Below are 24,204 nucleotides of genomic sequence, written 5' to 3' on the forward strand. Positions count from 1 at the left end.
TCACACCCCGCCCGCAACGGTGTCTTGCAACGCAATCATGGCTTCGCGTGCCCAACGTGCGCTGATGCGCTGGCCGGTCTGGTGTTGGGCGCTGGTGTCCAGCCACTGGTTGTTGGCCTTGCTGATGTTCAGGGTCTGGCCGTTATCCAGTTTCAGCTCGTAGCGGGTGGCGCTGCCTTGATACTGGATATCGTGCAGCAAGCCGGTGACTTCGATTTCGTGGCTGGCCAGCGGACCCTCGGCGAAGCGCACGTGTTCCGGACGAATCGAGAACGGCTGCGGATTGCCGCTGAGCTGCCTGGCCAGGTCACCGCGGATCACGTTGGAGGTGCCAACGAATTCCGCGACGAAGGTGGTGGCCGGTTTCATGTACAGGTTGCGCGGGCTATCGACCTGTTCGATGCGGCCCTTGTTGAACACCGCCACGCGGTCGGACATCGACAGCGCTTCGGTCTGGTCGTGGGTGACGAAGATGAAGGTGATGCCGAGCTGGCGTTGCAGCTTCTTCAGCTCGCTCTGCATTTGCTCGCGCAGCTTCAGGTCGAGGGCGCCGAGGGGTTCGTCGAGCAGCAGCACCCGTGGGCGATTGACCAGGGCGCGGGCCAGGGCCACACGCTGGCGCTGGCCACCGGAGAGCTGCACCGGCTTACGCTCGCCATAACCGCCGAGGGCGACCATCTCCAGGGATTCTTCGGCGCGCTTGAGGCGTTCGGCCTTGGCGATGCCCTTGACCTTCAAACCGTAGGCGACGTTGTCGCGAACGTTCATGTGCGGGAACAGCGCGTAATCCTGGAACACGGTGTTCACGTCGCGCTGGTACGGCGGCAGGCCGGCGGCCTCTTCGCCATGAATTCGGATGGAACCTGCGCTCGGCTGTTCAAAACCGGCGATCAGGCGCAAACAGGTGGTCTTGCCCGAGCCGGAAGGCCCCAGCATGGAGAAGAACTCGCCGTCCTGGATGTCGATGGAAACCCGGTCTACGGCTTTCACTTCGCCGAACTGACGGGAAACGTTGGTGAACTGGACTGCAAGCGTCATGGTGCGGTGCTCCAAAAAGGCGAAGGCCGTCGCAGCGGCCCTGCCTGGACTTCTGAAAAATCTGAATCGATAGAGAAGAGCGCTTCGCGCTCTATCGCTGGCAAGCCAGCTCCTACAGGGGTACGCAGACTGTGTAGGAGCCGGCTTGTTGGCGATAAGGTCCGAAGGACCTTCGGGCGTTAACGACCGCCCATGATTGCGATGTAGTCCTGGGTCCAGCGGCTGTACGGCACGAACTTGCCGCCTTCAGCCTGCGGGGTTTTCCAGAAGGCGATCTTGTCGAACTGGTCGAAACCGTTGGTCTTGCAGCCTTCGGCGCCGAGCAGTTCGCTCTCCTTGCACGCCGCCGGAACCGCTGGCAGCGAGCCGAACCACGCCGCTACGTCACCCTGGACTTTCGGTTGCAGCGACCAGTCCATCCACTTGTAGGCGCAGTTTGGGTGCTTGGCCTCGGTGTGCATCATGGTGGTGTCGGCCCAACCGGTGGCGCCTTCTTTCGGGATGGTCGAGGCGATTGGCTGCTTCTCGTTCATCAGGCCGTTGACCTGATACGGCCAGGCGCCGGAGGCGACTACGCCTTCGTTCTTGAAGTCGCTCATTTGCACGGTGGTGTCGTGCCAGTAGCGGTGAATCAACGGCTGCTGCGCGCGCAGCAGGTCGAGCACGGCCTTGTACTGGGCTTCGGTCAGTTCGTAGGGGTTCTGGATACCCAGTTCCGGCTTGGCGGTTTTCAGGTACAGCGCCGCGTCGGCGATGTAGATCGGGCCGTCATAGGCCTGCACGCGGCCTTTGTTCGGTTTGCCGTCCGGCAGGTTTTCCGCATTGAACAGCACGCCCCAGGTGGTCGGCGCGGTCTTGAACACGTTGGTGTTGTACATCAACACGTTCGGACCCCACTGATACGGGGTGCCGTAGGTCTGCTTGTTGACCACGTACCACGGTGCATCCTTGAGGCGCGGGTCGAGGTTTTTCCAGTTCGGGATCAACGCGGTGTTGATCGGTTGCACACGCTTGCCGACGATCAGGCGCAGGGACGCGTCGCCGGATGCGGTCACCAGGTCATAACCGCCCTTGGCCATCAGGCTGACCATTTCATCGGAAGTGGCGGCGGTCTTGACGTTGACCTTGCAGCCGGTTTCCTTCTCGAAACCGGTCACCCAGTCGTAGGCCTTGTCGCTCTCGCCACGTTCGATGTAGCCGGGCCAGGCCACAATATCCAGTTGGCCTTCGCCCGCCCCGACAGCTTTGAGCGGCTCGGCGGCCTGGACAGCGGCGCTGGCCAGCAGCGCGGTGGTGATTGCACTGAGCAGTGCGGTCTTGTGCACGAACATGGGAATTCCCTCTTCTTTAATTATGGTCGGGGCAGTTTTTTGAACATGGTTTTCAACGTCGTAAACACGATCCTGTAGGAGCCGGCTTGCCGGCGATGAGTCCCTCAAACCTTGCGGTGTCCTGATGGACGCCTTCGCTGGCAAGCCAGCTCCTACAAGGGGACCGCTTTGTTTCAACGTTTCTACATCAATGCCTTTACGGCTAATTGTTAGCGTAGTGCGCTTTTATAAATGCTGTCCGTGGCGGGCCATGATGTGCCGCACCACGCTGTAGTCCTGAAGCGAATCGCTGGACAGGTCTTTGCCGTAGCCCGAACGTTTCAGGCCGCCATGGGGCATTTCGCTGACCAGCATGAAATGGCTGTTGATCCAGGTGCAGCCGTACTGCAAGCGCGCCGCGACCTGCATGGCCTTGTCGAGGTTCTGGGTCCACACCGACGACGCCAGGCCGTATTCCGAGTCGTTGGCCCAGTCCACCGCTTGTTCCAGCTCATCGAAGCGGGTCACGGTAACCACCGGCCCGAACACTTCGCGCTGGACGATCTCGTCACTTTGCTTGCAGCCGGCCAGCAGGGTCGGCTGGTAATAGAAGCCGGCGCCGGAATGCACGGCCGCACCGGTCACCCGCTCGATGTGCGGCTGACCGAGGGCGCGTTCGACAAAACTGGCCACGCGGTCGCGCTGGCGGGTACTGATCAGCGGGCCGATTTCGTTGTCGGCGTCGCGCTTACCGGCAAAGCGCAGGCTGCTGACGGCCGCGCCGAGTTCGGCGACCAAACGGTCATGTATCCCGGCCTGGGCATAAATGCGGCAGGCAGCGGTGCAATCCTGGCCAGCGTTGTAATAGCCGTAGGTGCGCACGCCTTCGACCACGGCCTGAATGTCGGCGTCGTTGCAGACGATCACCGGGGCCTTGCCGCCGAGTTCGAGGTGGGTACGCTTGAGGGTTTTCGAGGCGGCCTGGAGAATCTTCTGGCCGGTGACGATATCGCCGGTCAGCGACACCATGCGGACCTTCGGATGGCTGACCAAATGGCTGCCGACGCCTTCGCCACCGCCACAAACGATGTTGATCACCCCCCGTGGCAGGATCTCGGCCAGCGCGGGCGCCAGGGCCAGGATCGACAGCGGCGTGTGTTCCGACGGCTTGAACACCAGGGTGTTGCCGGCGGCGAGGGCCGGGGCGATTTTCCAAGCGGCCATCATGATCGGGTAGTTCCACGGCGCAATCGACGCCACCACCCCGATAGGATCGCGACGAACCATGCTGGTATAGCCCGGCAGGTATTCGCCACTGAGCTGGCCGGTCTGGCAGCGCACGGCACCGGCGAAGAAACGGAACACGTCGACCGTGGCGCTCAGGTCATCCTGACGGGCCAGGTGCAACGGCTTGCCGCAGTTCATGGATTCGAGGCGGGCCAGCAGGTCGGCGTTTTTTTCGATGGCGTTGGCGATGTCCAGCAACAGGTTCGAACGCTGTTGTGGCGTGGTGCGCGACCAACCGGCAAAGGCACGGTGGGCGGCGAGGATGGCGGCTTCGACTTGCTCGGTGCTGGCTTCGGCGATCTGCGTGATGACTTCGCCGGTGGCCGGGTTGAGAATCGGCTCGACGCAACCCTGACCGGCGACTAATTCACCATCAATCAACAATGCGGTGAACAACGGGGTCTGCGCGCCAGCCATTTTTCGGGTTCTCTTTTGTGTTGCTTCTTGTGTAGACATCCCAGCGTTCCCTGTGACTGGGGCCCGGCCGTCTTTATTAGTTGTAACAAGACTAGTTCGCGGGCCCGAGGACGACAAATACTAAATACTGAAGGTGGCGTTCGATTAAATAGATGGCTTGCGCCCGCCGTGGGGTTGCTCGCGGGCAACGGTGAGAAACGGGTCCACCAGCGCCGGCCGAGCTGTGCCGCGTCGCCAGGCGAGGCCGACATCCAGGGTCTGGCTGAGGTCGGCAATCGTCCGTGCTTCGATGATGTCGCCCTCCAGTGACCATGGGCGATACGTCATATCGGGCTGGATCGACACGCCCAATCCGGCAGCCACCAGGCTTCGCACCGCTTCGGTCGAGGCAGTGCGCAGGGTGATACGCGGTTGCAGCGAGGCTGCCGACCACATGCGCTGGGCGTTGCGGTCCATTTCGTCGACGTTCAGTTGAATCAATGGCTCGCGGGCGACGTCGGCGAGGTTGATGCTGTCGTGTTCCAGTAGCGGGTGCTGGGCCGGCAGCCATAGCCGGTGCGGCGAGTGGGTCAGCACTTCAGTCTGCAAGGCGTGGCGGTCTTCGAGGTTGGAGAGGATCAGCACGCCGACATCGATCTCGCCGCTGACCAGCAAATGCTCGATGTACGGGCGTTCATCTTCCATCACGCGGATTTCCACGTTGGGGTAGGCGCGCTGGAAGCGGGTGAGCAAATCCGCCAGGTAGTAACCGGCGACCAGGCTGGTCACGCCGACGATCAACTGCCCGGCGACCTGATCGGTGCTCTGTTGCAGGTTGCGCTTGGCGTTATCCACGGTCGCCAGGATCAAGTGCGCCTGACGCAGGAATTGATGGCCCTGGTGGGTCAGGGTCATGCCCTTGGCGTGGCGGCTGAACAGGCTGACGCCGATTTCCTCCTCCAATTGCTGGATCGCCAGGGTCAGGGTCGACTGGGAAATGAACGCGGTTTGTGCGGCGGCCGAGATCGAGCCGGTCTCGGCCACGGCGATGAAATGACGGATCTGACGCAAGGTCATCATGGGAAAGCACCCGGTGGGCTGTTTTTATCGATTCACGAGAGTCTATATCTTTTTTTTCGATAGGCAGCGTGTCGATGCAACATCTGGAAGCACTCTCTCGCACGGGGCGTGGGTACTTTCCAACTAGGCTGGTGGCCTTATTTCAGGTTAAACGTCCTGTGGAGGCGAAAAATGAACACCCGTGGATTGCTTGATCAACTTCTCAAATCCGGCCAGGACCTGTTGCAGAACAAGACAGGCAGCTCTTCGCAAAAAGGCGCGAGCGGCAGCACCGGTGCCCTCGGCAGTTTGCTCTCCGGCGCCAGCGGCGGGGCATTGGCGGCAGGCGCCATGGGCTTGCTGCTGGGTAGCAAAAAGGCCCGTAAAGTCGGGGGTAAGGTCGCGGTCTACGGCGGTCTCGCCGCGTTGGGCGTGCTGGCGTACAAAGCCTACGGCAACTGGCAGGCGCAGCAGGGTGGTGCAGCCGGTACGGAGCCGCAAACCCTGGACCGCGTACCGGCCGCGCAGGTCGAGTTGCACAGTCAGGCGATTCTCAAGGCGCTGGTAGCCGCGGCCAAGGCTGACGGTCATGTCGATGAGCGTGAACGTGCCCTGATCGAAGGCGAATTCACCCGGCTCGACAGCGACCAGGAACTTCAACACTGGCTGCACGCCGAGCTCAACAAGCCGCTGGACCCGAGCGATGTCGCCCGCGCCGCCCGCTCCCCGGAAATCGCCGCCGAGATGTACATCGCCAGCGTGATGATGGTGGACGAGGAAAACTTCATGGAGAAGGCCTACCTCGACGAACTGGCGCGGCAGCTAAAGCTGGAGCCAGGGTTGAAAGCCGAGCTTGAGAAGCAGGTTCGCCAGGCTTCGCTGTAAACCTTTAGGAGCGGGCTTGCCCGCGAAGATGGTGTGTCAGGCACCTGTACATCGACTGACACAACGCCTTCGCGAGCAGGCTCGCTCCCACATTGAATCTCTAGTGTTCATAAAATCTGTGACCACTGAAGTTCCATCGTGGGAGCGAGCCTGCTCGCGAAGGCGTTTTCAGGCCCCCCCCATCCCAAATGGCCGATCCGTCGCCCGTTTCTACCCAATCACCGCTGGCACTCATCCCCTCAATTAACGGACAGTCCCCATCCAGAGCCCACCGGCTTGCCCGCGGGATGAGCGGCGGTATACATCCGTCTTATAAATGAAACACCGCCCTCGGCTATACTCCCCGCATTTCGAATCAGGCCCGAGGATTGACTGTGAAGAACTGGACGTTGCGCCAACGCATTTTGGCGAGCTTTGCGGTAATTATCGCCATCATGCTGCTGATGGTGGTCGTCTCGTATTCCCGGTTGTTGAAGATCGAAAGCAGCGAAGCCAGCGTTCGCGAAGATGCTCTGCCCGGTTTGTATTACAGCTCGATGATCCGCGGCGCCTGGTCCGACAGTTATTTGCGAATGATGGCGATGCTGGGACTGGAGCAGGGGCAGGGCTTCACCGCCAAGGATGCATCGGACTTCAAGGACTTCTCTGCGCGTCTGCAAGAGCAGATGGAGCTGTATCGTGGAACGGTCACGACGGATGAAGACAAGGTCGAGTACGCCGCGTTTGAAAACATCCACAAGGATTACCATCGGATCCTGCTCGCCGTTACCGAGTTGCATAAACGCAACCAGGAAACCGAAGCCATCAAGATGTTCAACGAAGAACTGACCCCGGCCTGGACGGCTGGTCGAATGAAGCTCAGTGAGATTCTGCGTCATAACAAAGCGGTGGCAGACCAGGATGTTGCGGCCATCGATGACGCGGTGCTCACCGCAAAAACCATCATGGGCATTTCCCTGCTGGTGGCAGTGCTGGCCGCCGGCCTCTGCGGCCTGTTGCTGATGCGCGCCATCATGGCGCCGATGAACCGCATCGTGGATATTCTGGAAATCATGCGCACGGGCGACCTCAGCAGCCGCCTGAACCTGGAGCGCAAGGACGAATTCGGCGCGGTGGAAACCGGTTTCAACGACATGATGACCGAGCTGACCTCGCTGGTATCCCAGGCCCAGCGTTCGTCGGTGCAGGTGACCACGTCGGTCACCGAGATCGCCGCGACGTCCAAGCAGCAACAAGCCACCGCCACGGAAACCGCCGCCACCACCACGGAAATCGGCGCGACCTCTCGTGAGATCGCCGCCACTTCGCGGGATCTGGTGCGGACCATGACCGAGGTCTCCACCGCCGCCGACCAGGCTTCGGTGGCCGCCGGCTCCGGACAACAGGGCCTGGCGCGCATGGAAGAAACCATGCACTCGGTGATGGGCGCGGCCGATCTGGTCAATGCCAAGCTGGCGATCCTCAACGAGAAGGCCGGCAACATCAATCAGGTGGTGGTGACCATCGTCAAGGTCGCCGACCAGACCAACCTGTTGTCGCTCAACGCCGCCATCGAGGCCGAGAAGGCCGGGGAATACGGGCGCGGTTTTGCCGTGGTCGCCACCGAAGTGCGGCGCCTGGCAGACCAGACGGCGGTGGCCACCTACGACATCGAACAAATGGTGCGCGAAATCCAGTCAGCGGTATCGGCCGGGGTCATGGGCATGGACAAGTTCTCCGAGGAGGTGCGTCGCGGCATGTCCGAGGTGCAGCAGGTCGGTGAGCAGTTGTCGCAGATCATCCATCAGGTCCAGGCGCTGGCGCCGCGGGTGCTGATGGTCAACGAAGGCATGCAGGCCCAGGCCACTGGTGCCGAGCAGATCAACCATGCGCTGGTGCAGTTGGGTGATGCCAGCAGCCAGACGGTCGAGTCTCTGCGTCAGGCCAGTTTCGCCATCGATGAGCTGAGCCAGGTGGCCGTCGGGCTGCGCAGCGGCGTTTCGCGATTCAAAGTCTGATGAGCGAAATCACGGCCAAACGCTCTGCCGTGAAGCAGGCGCTGCATGCCTTGTTTCTGGTGTTTCGCATCGGCAACGAGCGCTATGCATTAAAGGCTATCGAAGTGGCGGAAGTGCTGCCGCGCCTGCCCTTGAAGCCCATTGCCCATGCCCCTGCCTGGGTCGCCGGGGTGTTTGCCTATCGGGGCGTCGTGGTGCCGGTGATCGACTTGAGCGCACTGACGTTTGGTACGCCGGCACAGGGCCGAACCAGCACGCGGCTGGTGCTGGTCAACTATCGCCCGGATGCAACCGCCGAGACACAGCTACTCGGGCTGATACTGGAACAGGCGACCGATACCTTGCGCTGCGACCCGGCGGATTTTCAGCCATACGGCCTGGACAATCGGCAGACGCCTTACCTCGGGCCGGTGCGCAAGGATGAGCTGGGCTTGTTGCAATGGGTACGGGTCAGCGATTTGCTGGACGACCAGGTTCGCGCCTTGTTATTCCCTTCGCCGCCACTGGATCCGGTGCTGCTGGAGGACCGCCCATGAACAGCGATCAGCGTTTTTTCGACTTCCTCAAGGAGCGTATCGGCCTGGACGTGACTTCCGTGGGGCCGGCGATCATCGAGCGTGCAGTGCGCCAGCGCAGCATCGCTGCGCAAACATCCTCGGTCGATGAATATTGGCTCACCTTGCAGGGCTCACGGGACGAGCAGCAGGCGTTGATCGAAGCGGTGATCGTTCCGGAAACCTGGTTCTTCCGGTATCCGGAATCCTTCGCCACCCTGGCGAAGCTGGCGAGCAAACGGCTGGCCGAGATCAACAACCTGCGCGCACTGCGGATTCTCAGCCTGCCGTGTTCCACCGGCGAAGAACCTTACTCAATCGCCATGGCGTTGCTCGATGCCGGGCTCAATCCGCACCAGTTCAAGGTCGGCGGCATGGACGTCAGCCCGCTGTCGGTGGAAAAAGCCAGGCGCGCCTTATACGGCAAGAACTCCTTTCGGGGTGACGACATTGCGTTTCGCGACCGTCATTTCACGGCCGAGGGCGACGGTTATCGCCTGAACCCGCGTGTGCAGGAGCAGGTGCGCTTGCAGGTCGGCAATCTGCTGGATCCGGCCTTGCTGGCCGGTGAGCCGCCGTTCGACTTCGTGTTTTGCCGCAACCTGCTGATCTATTTCGACCAGCCGACCCAGAAGCAAGTCTTCGAAGTGCTCAAGCGCCTGACCCACGATGAAGGCGTGCTGTTTATCGGTCCGGCCGAAGGCAGTCTGCTGGGGCGTCTGGGGATGCGCTCGATCGGTATCGCGCAGTCCTTCGCGTTCAGTCGACAGGGGGCTGCGGACCCTGAACCTTTTCCGGTATTCGTTCCAACACCATTGCCTGTGCCGCAACCGCTGCGCAATCCGCCACCTGCGCCAGTGCGCAGCCGCCCATTCGCCAGTGTCGTGCCGCTGGCTTCTGCGCCGAAAACGTCTGGCACCGATACGGCCGTGCTGCTGGCGAACATCGCCACGCTGGCCAACGAAGGTAAAAGCGCCGAGGCAAGGGCCGCTTGTGAAAGCTATTTGCGCAGTCATGAACCGGTAGCCCAGGTGTTCTATTGGCTGGGACTGCTCAGCGATGTCGCCGGCAACGTCCTGGAAGCCCAGGGCTTTTATCGCAAGGTGCTGTACCTCGAACCGCAACATTCCGAAGCGTTGATGCACCTGGCCGCATTGCTGCAGGCCCAGGGCGACGCGACGGGGGCCAGACGATTGCAGGAGCGTGCCGCCCGTAGCGGGCGCGCCGCCGACAGTGAGCGTAAACGATGATCGCCTCCGACACCTTTAGCGTCACCCGGGATGCCCAGGCCATCGACGACTGCTGGAACCGCATCGGTATCCACGGCGACAAGTCCTGCCCGTTGCTGGCCGACCATATTCACTGCCGCAATTGTGCGGTGTATTCGGCGGCCGCCACACGCTTGCTCGATCGCTATGCGTTGCAGCAGGAAGATCGCGGGCCAGACTCCGTCGCGGTCGAGAGCGAGGTGAAAACCCGTTCGCTGTTGATGTTCCGTCTGGGTGAAGAGTGGCTGGCTCTCGCGACCCGCAGTCTGGTCGAGGTGGCGCCACTGCAAGCGATTCACTCCTTGCCGCACCAGCGCTCCCGGGCCTTGCTCGGCGTGGCGAATGTGCGCGGCGCGCTGGTCGCTTGCCTGTCGCTGGTGGAACTGTTGGGGCTCGACGGTACTGTCAACGCGGCGTCCGGCGCGCGGGTCATGCCGCGCATGCTGATTATCGCGGCCCACGGCGGGCCAGTGGTGGTGCCAGTGGACGAAGTCGACGGGATTCACGCCATCGACGAGCGCATCCTCGATGCCGCGTCGCGCTCGGGTACCCAGGCCAGCGCCAAGTACACCCGTGGCGTGTTGCAATTCAAAGGTCGCAGCCTGCGTTGGCTGGATGAAGAACAGCTGCTATCCGCCGTGACCCGGAGCCTCACATGACCCCCGAGCAAATGCGCGACGCCTCTTTGCTGGAGCTGTTCAGCCTGGAGGCCGAAGCCCAGACCCAGGTCCTGAGCGCCGGCCTGTTGGCGCTTGAGCGCGACCCGACGCGGGCCGATCAACTTGAATCGTGCATGCGTGCGGCGCACTCGCTCAAGGGTGCGGCGCGGATCGTCGGCGTCGATGCGGGGGTTAGCGTCTCCCATGTGATGGAAGATTGCCTGGTCAGTGCTCAGGAAGGCCGTCTGTTGTTGCGCCCTGAACACATCGATGCGCTGTTGCAAGGCACCGACCTGCTGATGCGCATCGCCACGCCGAGCAACAACCCGGAGGGTGCGGACATCGAAGCCTACGTGGCGTTGATGGCGCGGTTGCTGGACCCGGCGGTCCCGCTGGTTGCGCCTGCTGCACCGGTGATGGCCGAACTTCAACTTGAAGCACCTGCGCCCAAGGTCGAGGCACCGGCACCTGTCGTCGAACCCATACCGACAGCCGTTCCGCGCAAGACCAAACGCACCACTGAAAATGGCGAACGCGTACTGCGTGTCACCGCCGAGCGCCTGAACAGCCTGCTCGATCTGTCGAGCAAATCCCTGGTGGAAACCCAGCGGCTCAAACCGCACCTGGCGACCATGCAGCGCCTCAAGCGCATGCAGAGCAACAGCCTGCGAGCCCTGGAGAGTCTCAACGTTCACCTCAAGGATCACGCCTTGAGCCTGGAAGCCCAGGAAGTTCTCGAGGATGCGCGGCGCTTGCTGGCGCAATCCCAGCAATTGCTCATGGAGAAGAACGCCGAACTTGATGAGTTCGCCTGGCAGGTCAGTCAGCGGGCGCAGGTGTTGTACGACACGGCGCTGGCTTGCCGCATGCGGCCGTTTGCCGATGTGCTGGCCGGGCAGGTGCGCATGGTCCGTGATCTGGGGCGCGACCTGGGCAAGCAGGTACGGTTGGAAATCGACGGCGAGAAGACTCAGGTCGATCGCGACGTACTGGAAAAGCTCGAAGCGCCGCTGACTCACTTGTTGCGCAATGCGGTCGACCACGGCATCGAAACCCCGGAGCAGCGCCTGCTGGCGGGCAAACCGGCAGAAGGTTTGATTCGCCTGCGCGCTTCTCATCAGGCCGGTTTGCTGGTGCTTGAATTGAGCGATGACGGCAATGGCGTGGACCTGGAGAAGGTCCGTCGCAGCATCGTTGAACGCAATTTGTCCCCCGCAGAAACTGCCGCGCAGTTGAGCGAAGAGGAGTTGCTGACGTTCCTGTTCCTGCCCGGTTTCAGTCTGCGCGACACGGTCACCGAGGTGTCCGGTCGCGGCGTCGGCCTGGATGCGGTGCAGCACATGGTCCGGCAGTTGCGCGGCGCGGTGGTGCTGGAGCAGACGGCGGGCGAGGGCAGTCGTTTCCACCTCGAAGTGCCGCTGACCCTGTCGGTGGTGCGCAGCCTGGTCGTGGAAGTCGGCGATGAAGCCTACGCCTTCCCGCTGGCGCACATCGAGCGCATGTGCGATCTGGAGCCGACGGATATCGTGCAGGTCGAAGGTCGTCAACACTTCTGGCACGAAGGCCGGCATGTCGGCCTGGTGGCGGCCAGTCAGTTGCTGCATCGTCCGGCCAGCCAAAACAGCGGGCAAACCCTGAAAGTCGTGGTGATTCGCGAGCGCGATGCGATCTACGGCGTGGCAGTGGAACGGTTTGTCGGTGAGCGGACCTTGGTGGTGCTGCCGCTGGATGAGCGTCTGGGCAAGGTCCAGGACATTTCCGCCGGGGCCTTGCTTGACGATGGCTCGGTGGTGCTGATCGTCGATGTCGAAGACATGCTGCGTTCGGTGGAAAAACTGCTTAACACGGGGCGTCTGGAACGTATTGCCCGTCACAGCAATCAGGTGGTCGAGGCGGCCCGCAAACGAATTCTGGTGGTGGATGATTCCCTGACCGTGCGAGAGTTGCAGCGCAAGCTGTTGCTCAATCGCGGTTACGACGTGGCGGTTGCGGTGGACGGCATGGATGGCTGGAACGCGCTGCGTTCGGAGGATTTCGATCTGCTGATCACCGACATAGATATGCCGCGCATGGATGGCATCGAACTGGTCACGCTGCTGCGTCGGGACAATCGCCTGCAATCGTTGCCGGTGATGGTGGTGTCCTACAAGGATCGTGAAGAGGACCGGCGTCGTGGACTGGATGCCGGGGCCGACTATTATCTAGCCAAGGCCAGTTTTCATGACGACGCCTTGCTCGATGCAGTGGTCGAGCTCATCGGAGGAGCTAGGGCATGAGAATCGCAATCGTCAATGACATGCCCATGGCGGTGGAGGCCCTGCGTCGCGCCCTGGCATTCGAGCCCGCGCACGAGGTGGTCTGGGTTGCCGGCAATGGCGCCGAGGCGGTGCGCCAGTGCGCGCAGGACACGCCGGACCTGATTCTGATGGACCTGATCATGCCGGTGATGGATGGCGTGGAGGCCACGCGACGGATCATGGCCGAGACCCCGTGTGCCATTGTCATCGTCACCGTGGATCGCCAGCAGAACGTGCACCGGGTGTTCGAGGCCATGGGCCACGGTGCGCTGGATGTGGTCGACACCCCGACCGTCGGCGCCGGCAATGCCCAGGAGGCGGCTGCGCCGTTGTTGCGCAAGATCATGAACATCAGCTGGCTGATCGGCGACAAGGGCAACCGTCCGCGCGCGGCGCCGGCACCGCTGCGCAGTTCGGGCCCACGCCAGAGCCTGATCGCCATTGGCTCATCCGCCGGTGGACCGGCGGCGCTGGAAGTCTTGCTCAAAGGGCTGCCGCGTGATTTCTCTCCGGCCATCGTGCTGGTGCAGCACGTTGATCAGGTGTTTGCCGCCGGCATGGCTGAATGGCTCGGCAGCGCCAGCGGTCTCAAGGTGCGCCTGGCCCAGCAAGGCGAGGCGCCGCAAAGCGGCACGGTATTGCTGGCCGGCACCAATCATCATATTCGCTTGCTGAAAAACGGCACGCTGGCCTACACCGCCGAACCGGTCAACGAGATCTACCGGCCCTCCATCGATGTGTTTTTCGAGAGCGTGGCCAGTTACTGGAGCGGTGACGCCGTGGGGGTTTTACTCACCGGCATGGGGCGTGATGGCGCCCAGGGGCTTAAACTCATGCGCCAACAGGGCTACCTGACCATCGCACAAGACCAAAGCAGCAGTGCGGTGTACGGCATGCCAAAGGCGGCCGCGGCCATCGACGCTGCCGTAGAGATTCGCCCGCTGGACAAGATAGCGCCACGATTGCTGGAGATATTCGCCAAATGAACATCTTTTCCCGCATTCCTGGCCCAGGCAGTACTCAGGTGACCGCACATGAATGAATTACAGCTCGACGACTTCAAGACCGACGAAAACGCCGCCATGGTGTTGCTGGTGGACGATCAGGCCATGATCGGTGAAGCCGTGCGCCGCGGCCTGGCGAACGAAGAGAATATCGATTTCCACTTCTGCGCCGACCCGCACCAGGCCATCGCCCATGCGGTGCGCATCAAGCCAACGGTGATCCTGCAGGATCTGGTCATGCCCGGTCTCGACGGCCTGAGCCTTGTGCGCGAGTACCGCAATCACCCGGCGACCAAGGACATCCCGATCATCGTCCTGTCGACCAAGGAAGACCCGCTGATCAAGAGCGCGGCCTTTGCGGCTGGGGCCAACGATTATCTGGTCAAGCTGCCGGACAACATCGAACTGGTCGCGCGCATCCGCTATCACTCGCGTTCCTACATGACCCTGCTGCAGCGGGATGCAGCGTACCGCGCGTTGCGGGTCAGCCAGCAGCAATTGCTCGACACCAACCTGGTGCTGCAACGCCTGATGAATTCCGATGGGCTGACCGGGTTGTCGAACCGTCGGCACTTCGATGAATACATGGAACTGGAGTGGCGTCGTTCGCTGCGTGAGCAAAGCCAGTTGTCGTTGCTGATGATCGACGTGGACTATTTCAAGGCCTACAACGACAGTTTCGGCCACCTGGAGGGCGACGAAGCCCTGCGCAAGGTCGCCGCGGCGATCCGTGATGCCAGCGCCCGGCCTTCGGACCTGCCGGCACGCTACGGCGGCGAAGAGTTCGCCCTGGTGCTGCCCAACACCTCGCCGGGCGGAGCACGGCTGGTGGCCGAGAAGCTGCGCCAGACCGTGGCAGCCCTGAAGATCCCGCACAATTCGCCGAGCGAAGGGTCGAGCCTGACCATCAGCATCGGCCTGTCGACCATGACCCCGAAAGCAGGCAGCAACTGTCGAGAGCTGATCTCGGCAGCGGACAAGGGGCTGTATTCGGCGAAGAACAATGGGCGTAATCAGGTGGGGGTTGAGTAACGCTCGACCTGCATGTAGATGAACCTGTGGCGAGGGGGCTTGTCCCCGTTGGGTCGCGAAGCGGCCCTGAAACCTGCATCTGCGTGTTTCAGCCATGCCCAATCAGGCAGTTTTACGACTGCTGCGCAGTCGAACGGGGGCAAGCCCCCTCGCCACAGGTGGGCGTGATAGCTTGAGGCCGTCATCTGAAACCATTCGCCGGTAAACCCGCCACGCGGGCTGCCGGGACCGCTTGATTACGGTATACTCGCCGGCTTTCAAAAGTTCGCCAACGAGTGCTGCCCGTCATGGAAATCAACCCGATCCTGAACACCATCAAGGACCTGTCCGAGCGCTCCGAAACTATTCGGGGGTATCTTTGACTACGATCAAAAGCATGAGCGTCTGACCGAAGTCAATCGCGAGCTTGAAGATCCGAGTGTCTGGAACAAACCTGAATACGCCCAGGAGCTGGGCCGCGAGCGCGCTGCGCTGGCGCAAATCGTCGAAACCCTCGACGAGCTGAACACCGGTCTGGCCGATTGCCGCGACCTGCTGGACATGGCCGTCGAAGAAAACGACGAAGGCGCAGTGGGCGATGTCGTCGCCGAGCTGGCCCGTCTCGAGGAAAATCTGGCCAAGCTGGAATTTCGCCGCATGTTCAGCCACGAAATGGACCCGAACAACGCCTACCTGGACATCCAGGCCGGTTCCGGCGGCACCGAAGCCCAGGACTGGGCCAACATCCTGTTGCGCATGTACCTGCGCTGGGCCGACAAACGCGGCTTCGACGCGACCATCATGGAATTGTCGGCCGGTGAAGTCGCCGGGATCAAGGGCGCCACCGTGCACATCAAGGGCGAATACGCCTTTGGCTGGCTGCGTACCGAGATCGGCGTACACCGCCTGGTGCGAAAGAGCCCGTTCGACTCCGGCAACCGTCGCCACACCTCTTTCTCTGCGGTGTTCGTTTCCCCCGAGATCGATGACAAGGTGGAAATCGAGATCAACCCGGCAGACCTGCGGATCGACACCTATCGTTCCTCCGGTGCCGGTGGTCAGCACGTAAACACCACCGACTCGGCCGTACGTATCACCCACGTACCGACCAACACCGTGGTCAGCTGCCAGAACGAACGTTCCCAGCACGCCAACAAGGACACCGCCATGAAAATGCTGCGGGCCAAGTTGTATGAGCAGGAAATGCAGAAACGCAACGCCGCCTCCCAGGCGCTGGAAGACACCAAGTCGGATATCGGCTGGGGTCACCAGATCCGTTCGTACGTACTCGATGCCTCGCGCATCAAGGATCTGCGCACCAACATCGAACGCAGCGACTGCGACAAGGTGCTCGATGGCGACATCGACGAATACCTGGAAGCGAGCCTGAAGTCCGGGCTGTAATACACTGACACACCGCGATCCCCTGTAGGAGCCGGCTTGCCGGCGATCCCCGGCCGCAGGCCGGGGACAACGAACCAGATGGAATATTTAAAGACATGAGCGACCTAGAACTCGATCCGCAAGCCCTGCAACAGGAAGAAAACTCCCTGATCGCCCTGCGCAAGGAAAAGCTTGCTGCCGAGCGCGCCAAGGGCAATGCCTTCCCGAACGACTTCCGCCGTGAAAACTACTGCGAGCAACTGCAGAAACAGTACGCGGACAAGACCAAGGAAGAGCTGGCAGAGGCTGCGATTCCGGTCAAGGTTGCCGGTCGTATCATGCTCAACCGTGGCTCGTTCATGGTGATCCAGGACATGACCGGTCGCATCCAGGTCTACGTCAACCGCAAGACCCTGTCCGAAGAAACCCTGGCCGCGGTGAAAACCTGGGACATGGGCGACATCATTGCCGCCGAAGGCACCCTGGCCCGTTCCGGCAAGGGCGACCTGTACGTTGAAATGACCAACGTGCGCCTGTTGACCAAATCCCTGCGTCCGCTGCCGGACAAGCACCACGGCCTGACCGACACCGAGCAGCGCTATCGCCAGCGCTACGTTGACCTGATCGTCAACGAAGACGTGCGCCAGACGTTCCGCGTGCGTTCGCAAGTCATCGCCCACATCCGCAGCTTCCTGATGAAGCGTGACTTCCTGGAAGTGGAAACGCCGATGCTGCAAACCATTCCTGGCGGCGCGGCAGCCAAGCCGTTCGAGACTCACCACAACGCTCTGGACATGGGCATGTTCCTGCGTATCGCGCCGGAGCTGTACTTGAAGCGTCTGGTGGTCGGTGGTTTCGAGAAAGTGTTCGAGATCAACCGCAACTTCCGTAACGAAGGCGTTTCGACGCGTCACAACCCTGAATTCACCATGTTGGAGTTCTACCAGGCTTACGCCGACTACGAAGACAACATGGACCTGACCGAAGAACTGTTCCGCGAGCTGGCTCAGCTTGTGCTGGGGACTACCGACGTGCCGTACGGCGACAAGGTGTTCCACTTCGGCGAGCCATTCGTGCGTCTGTCGGTGTTCGACTCGATCCTCAAGTACAACCCAGAGTTGACCGCTGACGACCTGAACGACATCGACAAGGCCCGCGCCATCGCCAAGAAAGCTGGCGCCAAGGTGCTGGGCTTCGAAGGCCTGGGCAAATTGCAGGTGATGATTTTCGAGGAGTTGGTCGAGCACAAGCTGGAGCAGCCGCACTTCATTACCCAGTACCCGTTCGAAGTGTCGCCGTTGGCTCGTCGCAACGACGAGAACCCGAACGTCACCGACCGTTTCGAGCTGTTCATCGGTGGCCGTGAAATCGCCAACGCCTACTCCGAGTTGAACGACGCGGAAGACCAGGCGGAGCGTTTCATGGCCCAGGTGGCCGACAAGGACGCCGGCGACGACGAAGCCATGCACTACGACGCCGACTTCGTGCGTGCGCTGGAGTACGGCATGCCGCCAACGGCGGGTGAAGGTATCGGCATCGACCGCCTGGTGATGCTGCTGACCAACTCCCCATCGATCCGCGACGTGATCCTGTTTCCGCACATGCGGCCGCAAGCGTAAGTGTTTCAATTAAAAAACCGCCTTTTCAGGCGGTTTTTTATTGCCTGTCTGGTACAAACGTATCAACTTGTTACTTTCATCTGAGAGGAAATACCTGTCGTGATTCGTGCAATAGCTCAAGAAGGTGCAGCGGGTATCGCCACTGCGGTCGCTGAAAGTGTTCAGTACCAGGGCCGCAAGGCCAGCCGACAGGGCAGCGAGCAGCGTCGACAGGAAATTCTCGACGCTGCCATGCGCATTGTCGTGCGCGATGGCGTGCGCGCCGTGCGACATCGCGCGGTGGCCGCCGAGGCGCAAGTGCCGTTGTCGGCGACCACCTACTATTTCAAGGATATCGATGACTTGCTCACCGATACCTTCGCCCAATACGTGGAGCGCAGTGCCGCGTACATGGGCAAGTTGTGGGTGAATAACGAAGGTCTGTTGCGCGACATGATCGCCAGTGGCGATGGCAGCCCGCAGGCGCGCTCGAAGCTGGCGGACGATATTGCGCGGCTGATGACCGATTACGTTCACCGGCAATTGGTCAATCGCCGCGAACATTTGATGGCCGAGCAAGCATTCCGCCAGGAGGCATTGCTCAACCCGCGCCTGGCCGAACTGGTGCGCTCGCATCAGCAAATCCTGTTGCAGGGCTCTTGCCAGCTGTTCCAGGTGCTGGGCTCGCGCGAGCCGCATCAGGATGCCAAGGTGTTGACGGCGATTATCGGGCGGATGGAATATCAGGGGCTGCTCAACGTAGACGAGCCGGCTGCCGAAGAGGAAATGCTCGGCATCCTGACGCGCTACATGCACCTGGTGCTGGCGTCGGTGTAGTTCGGTTGGTGCATACCTGTGGGAGCGGGCCTGTGGCGAGGGGGCTTGCCCCCGTTGGGTGGCGAAGCCGCCCCAAAACCAGTGAGCTCGGTGAGACAGTCAGTCCGGATGCGCTGGTTTTACGACTGCTTCGCAGCCGAACGAGGGCAAGCCCCCTCGCCACAGAAGGCGCTGTGCATCTGAGGGCGAAGCGTGTTCATAGGGAGTATTGAATGAAAGCCTGGCGTGTCGTTGTGATCGCCTTGTCGTTCCTGCTGCTCAGTGGCTGTTTGGTGACCTTCAAGGAGCCGCTGCCTGCAAGCGAACCCGCGCCCAAGGGATTGCTCGGCAAATGGACCAGCACCAACGCCTGGGGCGAGGCGCTCAACCTCGAACTGAGCCGTATCGGTGACAACCACTATCAGGCCGTCAGCTATTACCGGGCCAAACCCAGGGAACGGGAGGCCTATCCCTTCACGGTGTCACGCCATGGCAACCGCTGGTATCTGTCGGCGAAGGTGCCGGCGCAGTTCGGCGGGCATTTCACCCTCGGCGGTTTTGAGCTGACCGACAAACATGAGTTGGTGGTTTACAACCTTGATCTTGAGCAGATCAATCAAGCCATCAAGCAGAAAGCCCTGAGCGGTGAAAGCTTCCAGACCAGCGACGGCGATGGCGTATTGATCGACAGCAACATGGATCAAGTCGCCGCCTACCTCGACGACCCGGCCAATTCCGATGTGTTCGTCGAAGCGGTGCGCTATCAGCGTCAGGCCAAGGCCAAATAACCGGCATCAACAGGTTTCTACAGGAGTTTCGCGTGGACGATTACCAACAGTCGATACGCATTTTGTCCGATCGCATCGTGCTGGCGCAGACGCCGATCCGCGTACTCGATGCGGTCAAATGGGACGACAATATTCGCAAGGGCTTCCTCAAGGCCAAGGGCAAGGAAATGCCGGCGGTGGACCGCGACTATTACCTCAACCGGCCACTGGCGTTCGATTCCAGCAAGGTGAAGCTGGAGTTCCAGAACATCGAGCGCGACATCACCCGTCAACTCGGCCAGTTCAACCCGGTCGGCCAGATCATGCGGCGCATGTGCAAGGAATACCGCATGGTGGTGCGCATGCTCGAAGCGCGCGGCACCGAGGATTTCGGCCTGATTTCCCAGGAACTGTACGGCGCCGCTTCCGATGCCTTCCACGCTGGCGACCCGACGCTGTCCGACCTGGGCATGATGCTCTCCGAATACCTGAACAACATCGACGGCCGTGGCGACCTCAAGGACGAACCGAAGACGCTGACGGCCAAGGATGCGGTCGACATGTTGCAGCATCGCTTGAACAAGGTGTTTGGCGAAGCCGAGGAAACCATTCGGGTGTTCGAGTCCGATGGCATCGTTGCGGATGCGGCGGCCGGCGCCGACTACATCAAGATCCGCTCCGACGCGATGTTCAACCAGCGCGATGTACGCGCCCTGGAGGTCCACGAAGGGCTGGTGCACGTCGGTACCACGCTCAACGGCCTGAACCAGCCGATTTGCACCTTCCTGGCCAAAGGTCCGCCCTCGTCGACGGTGACCCAGGAAGGCCTGGCGATCCTGATGGAAATCATCACCTTCGCCTCGTACCCGAGTCGCCTGCGCAAACTCACCAACCGCACTCGCGCCATTCACATGGTGGAGGAGGGCGCGGACTTCCTGCAGGTGTTCGAGTTCTTCCGTGAGCAAGGTTTCGAGATGCCCGAGAGCTACAGCAACGCCAGTCGCGTTTTCCGCGGCTCGGTGCCGACAGGTCTGCCATTTACCAAAGACTTGTCCTACCTCAAGGGCTTCATCATGATTTACAACTACATTCAACTGGCCGTGCGTAAAGGCAAGCTGGAGCAAATACCGCTGTTGTTCTGCGGCAAGACCACCCTGGAAGACATGCGTACCTTGCGCCAGTTGGTGGACGAAGGCCTGGTGGTGCCGCCCAAGTACCTGCCGGAACAGTTCCGCGACATGAACGCGCTGTCGGCGTGGATGTGCTTCTCCAACTTCCTCAACCACCTGAGCCTGGACCGGATCGAGGCGGATTACTCCAACATCCTGTAAGGGCTGGTGATAATCCCTGTAGGAGCTGGCTTGCCAGCGATGGCGGTGTGTCAGGCAACGGTCATGTTGAATGTTAAGCCGTAATCGCTGGCAAGCCAGCTCCTACAGGGAGGCGCATTCCAATCCATTTTTTCGCGGGGTTTCAACGGATGAGAATCCTCGGCATCCTCTGCCTTCTCCTGACCCTGAGCGGTTGCAGCTCACTGTTGTTCTACCCCGAACCCGGCCAGTTGTTCACTCCGCAAAAGGCCGGGCTCGAATACCGCACCGTCACCCTGATCACGGCCGATGGCCTCAAGCTCAACGCGTGGTGGCTGCCGGCAAAGCCGGGTGTCGAGGTCAAAGGCACGGTACTGCACTTGCACGGCAACGGCGGAAACCTGCCCATGCACCTCGGCGGCAGCTTTTGGTTGCCGAAAAATGGTTACCAGGTGTTGCTTGTTGATTATCGCGGTTATGGTTTGTCCGAAGGCGAACCAAGCCTGCCGGCGATCTATCAGGACATCGATGCGGCGTTCGCCTGGCTGGACAAGGCGCCGGAGGTCCAAGGCAAGCCGTTGATCCTGCTCGGCCAGAGCCTCGGTGGCTCGATGGCCGTGCATTACCTGGTCCAGCACCCGCAACGACAGAAACAACTCAAGGCCATCGTGCTCGATGGCGTACCCGCCAGTTACCGTAGCGTCGGTCAGTATGCGTTGAGCCATTCATGGGTGTTCTGGACGTTCCAGGTGCCGTTGTCATGGCTGGTGCCGGATGGCGACAGCGCGATCAACGCCATGGCGCAGCTTAAAGACGTGCCGAAACTGCTCTACCACAGCATCGACGATCCGATCGTGCCTCTTTCCAACGGCATCCGACTGTATCAAGCTGCGCCGCCGCCGCGGGTGCTGCAACTGACCCGTGGCGGTCATGTGCAGACGTTCGCCGACCCGGTCTGGCGCACAGTCATGCTGCGCTATCTCGATGATCCGCAGCATTTCAACGGCCTGCGCCGCCTGGGTGAAATTCCCAATTACCCGGCACCGCCGAATTCTGAAGATGAACCACCAGAGAGTCCGCAATGAGTGAAGAACGTAACGCCATCCCGCTGATCATCACCGGTATCTGCAGCATCCTCGGCACCGTCGGTGCCCTGTGGTGGTATGGCTACCTGCACTTCGCCAAGCCTGAAGATGCGTTGCTGCTCAACGAGTTCACCATGCTCAAGACCATTCCGGGCGAAGACTACAAAGTCTCCCTGGAGCCGGCCGCCCAAGTCGCGCAGTGCGTCGATGGCGTGCTGGTGCTGTTCGACATGGAACAGAAAGGCCTGACCGGCGTGCTGGTCGACAGCAAGAAGAAGGCCGTGCGTTGCATGGGGCAGGAAACGCCGCAGAAGCTGGAGCCGTAAACCGGCCCCTGTGGGCAACACAGAGCCCCATGTAGGAGCGAGCTTGCTCGCGATGAGGCCGTAACATTCAACATCCATGTTGACTATTACACCGTCATCGCGAGCAAGCTCGGTCCTACAGGGTATTGCGTTACCGCAGGTTATCGCGTGTTGGCACTAATCGCCGAACGCGGCATTACCGGCTGATTGTCATTGGAGATGGTCACCTCCACCCGACGATTCATCGCCCGGCCCGAGGTGCTGGCGTTATCCGCCACCGGATACTCCTTGCCGTACCCCTGCGCCACGATCCGCGCCGGATCGACGCCCATCTTCACCAGCGCTGTACGCACAGAGTCCGCACGACGTTCCGACAGCGACTGGTTGTGCGACGCCGTACCGGTGCTGTCGGTGTAGCCCTCGACAATCACTTTGCGGTCCGGGTTTTCCTGGAGGTACTGCGCCAGTTTGTTGATGTTCATCAGACCGTTGGAATTCAGTTCGGCCTTGTCCGTGGCGAACAGTACGTCCCCAAAGGTCACTAGCGTCCCGCGATCGGTCTGCTTGGCGTTGAGGCTGTCCTTCAGTTGTTTGATCTGCTGCTCTCGACCTTCCAGGCGGGCCTCGGCCCGTTGCGCCGAAGTGTTTTTCAGATTGGCTTCAGCGGTGCGCAGGGCAATGGTCTGCTTGGCCACTTCAACCCGTTGGTTGGTCAGATAGGCAAGCTGGTCAACCTTGGCCACGTCCTGCTTGTCCCGGTAGGCCTGATCGGCCTTGTCCAGATAATCGCTGGCTTCCTTGGTTTCCAGGGCGGCGACCTTGGCCGCTTGCGGGTCGGCCTGCAGGCCCGAGTAGTTGGTGCGGGCCTGTTCGAGGTTGGCGTTGGGGGGTGTTGAGCAGGCCGCCAGGGCTACGGTGACAGCCAGCAGGGCAGGGATCATCAGTTGATTACGTTTCATGATTTCGTCCTTTTAGTCGAGTGGGAATGCGTGGCGCCGCGCCGTTTACTGAAGGGTGCGCTGGCTTTCCTGACGCAATTCCTGAACGCCTTTCTGCGCGTCCTTCACAGATTGTTCGGCCTTCATCGCCTGGGCCTTGCGCTCTGCGACACGAGCGTCCCACTCGGCCTGTTCGGCGAGCATCCGGGCCTGGTCATATTGTTTGTCGTGCATGGCAATTTCGGCTTGCTTGAGCTTGTCCTGGGCCGATTTCATTTCCACGGCTGAGAACTCGGTGCCGCCGGCGCTCACGGCGTCGTTGACGGCCGATTGGGTCACCGCGTATTGCTCGGTTGGCGGGTTGCCAGCGCAACCGGACAGGATCAGGCTGCCGCCGAGGGCCAGCGCCGCCAGTTGGAGGCTGCGCGCATGAGTGAACGAAGATGTGCCGGTTCGGGTTTTCATGGTCTTCAACTCCATTGGGCTAACTCCTGAAAAGCGTTGAATCCATCCTGGGCTGGGCGCTGAAACCATCAAGTGCGGGGTGTTTTGAAACGCTCGTCCCAGGCGTGGTTACTTGGGTTGACCCGAGGCGTTTTTTGAAAGTTCAGAGAAATTAGCCGGCTATCGAAAAAACTTTGATCGAGTCGACAGGGCTCTAAATCGCATACTTGTGGGAGCGAGCCTGCTCGCGATGGACTTCACTACGCCGCGTTTAATCAGTCATCACGCGGTTTCGTTAACGACCATTGCGAGCAGGCTTGCTCCCACACAGGCAGGAGTGCGGGGAAGAAATCAGTGTTTCTGTTTGTCCTCAGGCATCGACAAATCGTGCAGATGCCGACGGGACAGCGCCAGAAAACGCGGGGTCGGCCCGATGTCTTCGTACAGCGGATCACCTTCTTCGTCAGTGGCAACCACGGTCGAGCCTTTGACGTACGGGAAGCTTCGTTCCAGCTCTTCCAGCGCGGCGCCGATCAGATCGCCGAGCAGTTCTTCGGGATGCCGTTTGGGGTACATCTCGATGATCGCGGCCAGCCGTGCGGCGGACTCCACGTCCAGATGAATCGAGTAGCCGGTGTCGGTCAGGCGACCCTTGGCGTTTTCTTCCCAGTGGTGGGCAAGCTCGCGGATTTTCATATTGACCTCATTGCGCTCCCGCTCGTGGCAGGCAGGGTGAGTGTCCGGCATTGGCCGGCGACAGCCATTGTGCGGCTTATCTTCAGACTAGCCTCTA

Annotated in this window: 22 protein-coding genes; 15 read left to right on the top strand and 7 right to left on the bottom strand. The window is 61.1% G+C overall.

Features of this window, described 5'->3' with window-relative positions; translation table 11 throughout:
• The 4 genes from B0D71_RS08440 to B0D71_RS08455 form a co-directional block, all read right to left on the bottom strand.
• On the bottom strand, nt 1–1,038 hold the full coding sequence (locus B0D71_RS08440; protein ID WP_103394372.1) for an ABC transporter ATP-binding protein: 1,038 nt from the start codon (nt 1,036–1,038) through the stop codon (nt 1–3).
• A gap of 179 nt (nt 1,039–1,217) precedes the next feature.
• Nucleotides 1,218–2,369, bottom strand: coding sequence for a putative ABC transporter substrate-binding protein YdcS (ydcS, locus tag B0D71_RS08445; RefSeq protein ID WP_103394373.1), 1,152 nt, complete (start codon nt 2,367–2,369; stop codon nt 1,218–1,220).
• 225 nt (nt 2,370–2,594) lie between these two features.
• Nucleotides 2,595–4,052, bottom strand: a complete 1,458-nt coding sequence (locus B0D71_RS08450) for a gamma-aminobutyraldehyde dehydrogenase (protein WP_103394374.1) — start codon at nt 4,050–4,052, stop codon at nt 2,595–2,597.
• Nucleotides 4,053–4,196: 144 nt separating this feature from the next.
• Nucleotides 4,197–5,111, bottom strand: coding sequence for a LysR family transcriptional regulator (locus B0D71_RS08455; protein ID WP_103394375.1), 915 nt, complete (start codon nt 5,109–5,111; stop codon nt 4,197–4,199).
• Nucleotides 5,112–5,282: 171 nt separating this feature from the next.
• On the opposite strand from B0D71_RS08455, the gene B0D71_RS08460 reads away from it, so the two are divergent.
• The 15 genes from B0D71_RS08460 (at nt 5,283) to B0D71_RS08540 (ending at nt 22,050) form a co-directional block, all read left to right on the top strand.
• On the top strand, nt 5,283–5,975 hold the full coding sequence (locus tag B0D71_RS08460; protein WP_103394376.1) for a tellurite resistance TerB family protein: 693 nt from the start codon (nt 5,283–5,285) through the stop codon (nt 5,973–5,975).
• A 374-nt stretch (nt 5,976–6,349) separates the two neighbouring features.
• On the top strand, nt 6,350–7,972 hold the full coding sequence (locus tag B0D71_RS08465) for a methyl-accepting chemotaxis protein (protein WP_103394377.1): 1,623 nt from the start codon (nt 6,350–6,352) through the stop codon (nt 7,970–7,972).
• Nucleotides 7,972–8,508: a chemotaxis protein CheW gene (locus B0D71_RS08470; protein WP_103394378.1), complete on the top strand. Its 537-nt coding sequence runs from the start codon at nt 7,972–7,974 to the stop codon at nt 8,506–8,508. Before B0D71_RS08465 ends, B0D71_RS08470 begins: the two co-directional genes overlap by 1 nt.
• The gene (locus B0D71_RS08475; protein WP_103394379.1) at nt 8,505–9,776 is read left to right on the top strand and encodes a CheR family methyltransferase; all 1,272 of its coding nucleotides are present in this window, start codon (nt 8,505–8,507) and stop codon (nt 9,774–9,776) included. The genes B0D71_RS08470 and B0D71_RS08475 overlap by 4 nt, the downstream gene beginning before the upstream one ends.
• A complete protein-coding gene (locus B0D71_RS08480; RefSeq protein ID WP_103394380.1) occupies nt 9,773–10,453 on the top strand; it encodes a chemotaxis protein CheW in 681 nt (226 codons plus the stop codon). The genes B0D71_RS08475 and B0D71_RS08480 overlap by 4 nt, the downstream gene beginning before the upstream one ends.
• Nucleotides 10,450–12,729 (top strand): hybrid sensor histidine kinase/response regulator, encoded by a 2,280-nt coding sequence (locus B0D71_RS08485; RefSeq protein ID WP_103394381.1) that lies wholly within the window; start codon nt 10,450–10,452, stop codon nt 12,727–12,729. The genes B0D71_RS08480 and B0D71_RS08485 overlap by 4 nt, the downstream gene beginning before the upstream one ends.
• Complete coding sequence (gene cheB, locus B0D71_RS08490; RefSeq protein WP_103394382.1) at nt 12,726–13,736, top strand: chemotaxis response regulator protein-glutamate methylesterase; 1,011 nt, start codon at nt 12,726–12,728, stop codon at nt 13,734–13,736. Before B0D71_RS08485 ends, cheB begins: the two co-directional genes overlap by 4 nt.
• Nucleotides 13,737–13,784: 48 nt before the next feature.
• Nucleotides 13,785–14,786 (top strand): response regulator, encoded by a 1,002-nt coding sequence (locus B0D71_RS08495; protein WP_103394383.1) that lies wholly within the window; start codon nt 13,785–13,787, stop codon nt 14,784–14,786.
• A gap of 287 nt (nt 14,787–15,073) precedes the next feature.
• A protein-coding gene (gene prfB / locus B0D71_RS08505) for a peptide chain release factor 2 (protein WP_103394385.1) occupies nt 15,074–16,169 on the top strand; the annotation gives its coding sequence in 2 pieces (ribosomal slippage) (nt 15,074–15,145 and nt 15,147–16,169; 1,095 coding nt in all).
• Between the two features lie 95 nt (nt 16,170–16,264).
• Nucleotides 16,265–17,767 carry a lysine--tRNA ligase gene (gene lysS / locus B0D71_RS08510; RefSeq protein WP_103394386.1) on the top strand — a complete coding sequence of 501 codons (1,503 nt, stop codon included), beginning with the start codon at nt 16,265–16,267 and terminating at the stop codon, nt 17,765–17,767.
• A gap of 99 nt (nt 17,768–17,866) precedes the next feature.
• Nucleotides 17,867–18,583 carry a TetR/AcrR family transcriptional regulator gene (locus B0D71_RS08515; protein WP_103394387.1) on the top strand — a complete coding sequence of 239 codons (717 nt, stop codon included), beginning with the start codon at nt 17,867–17,869 and terminating at the stop codon, nt 18,581–18,583.
• Nucleotides 18,584–18,795: 212 nt separating this feature from the next.
• The gene (locus B0D71_RS08520; protein WP_103394388.1) at nt 18,796–19,350 is read left to right on the top strand and encodes a hypothetical protein; all 555 of its coding nucleotides are present in this window, start codon (nt 18,796–18,798) and stop codon (nt 19,348–19,350) included.
• A gap of 32 nt (nt 19,351–19,382) precedes the next feature.
• Nucleotides 19,383–20,660, top strand: coding sequence for a flavohemoglobin expression-modulating QEGLA motif protein (locus tag B0D71_RS08525; RefSeq protein WP_095965012.1), 1,278 nt, complete (start codon nt 19,383–19,385; stop codon nt 20,658–20,660).
• A 149-nt stretch (nt 20,661–20,809) separates the two neighbouring features.
• Nucleotides 20,810–21,724 carry an alpha/beta hydrolase gene (locus tag B0D71_RS08535; protein WP_103394389.1) on the top strand — a complete coding sequence of 305 codons (915 nt, stop codon included), beginning with the start codon at nt 20,810–20,812 and terminating at the stop codon, nt 21,722–21,724.
• The gene (locus B0D71_RS08540; RefSeq protein ID WP_103394390.1) at nt 21,721–22,050 is read left to right on the top strand and encodes a PA3694 family proteiin; all 330 of its coding nucleotides are present in this window, start codon (nt 21,721–21,723) and stop codon (nt 22,048–22,050) included. Before B0D71_RS08535 ends, B0D71_RS08540 begins: the two co-directional genes overlap by 4 nt.
• A 140-nt stretch (nt 22,051–22,190) precedes the next feature.
• On the opposite strand, the gene lptF is transcribed toward B0D71_RS08540, so the two are convergent.
• The 3 genes from lptF to B0D71_RS08555 form a co-directional block, all read right to left on the bottom strand.
• A complete protein-coding gene (lptF, locus tag B0D71_RS08545) occupies nt 22,191–22,988 on the bottom strand; it encodes a lipotoxin F family OmpA-related lipoprotein LptF (protein WP_103394391.1) in 798 nt (265 codons plus the stop codon).
• 45 nt (nt 22,989–23,033) lie between these two features.
• The gene (locus B0D71_RS08550) at nt 23,034–23,447 is read right to left on the bottom strand and encodes a DUF4398 domain-containing protein (protein WP_103394392.1); all 414 of its coding nucleotides are present in this window, start codon (nt 23,445–23,447) and stop codon (nt 23,034–23,036) included.
• Between the two features lie 315 nt (nt 23,448–23,762).
• On the bottom strand, nt 23,763–24,107 hold the full coding sequence (locus B0D71_RS08555; RefSeq protein WP_103394393.1) for a pilin assembly protein: 345 nt from the start codon (nt 24,105–24,107) through the stop codon (nt 23,763–23,765).
• Nucleotides 24,108–24,204 lie beyond the last annotated feature (97 nt).

This window comes from Pseudomonas laurylsulfativorans (assembly GCF_002906155.1).
GTDB classification, from domain to species: domain Bacteria; phylum Pseudomonadota; class Gammaproteobacteria; order Pseudomonadales; family Pseudomonadaceae; genus Aquipseudomonas; species Aquipseudomonas laurylsulfativorans.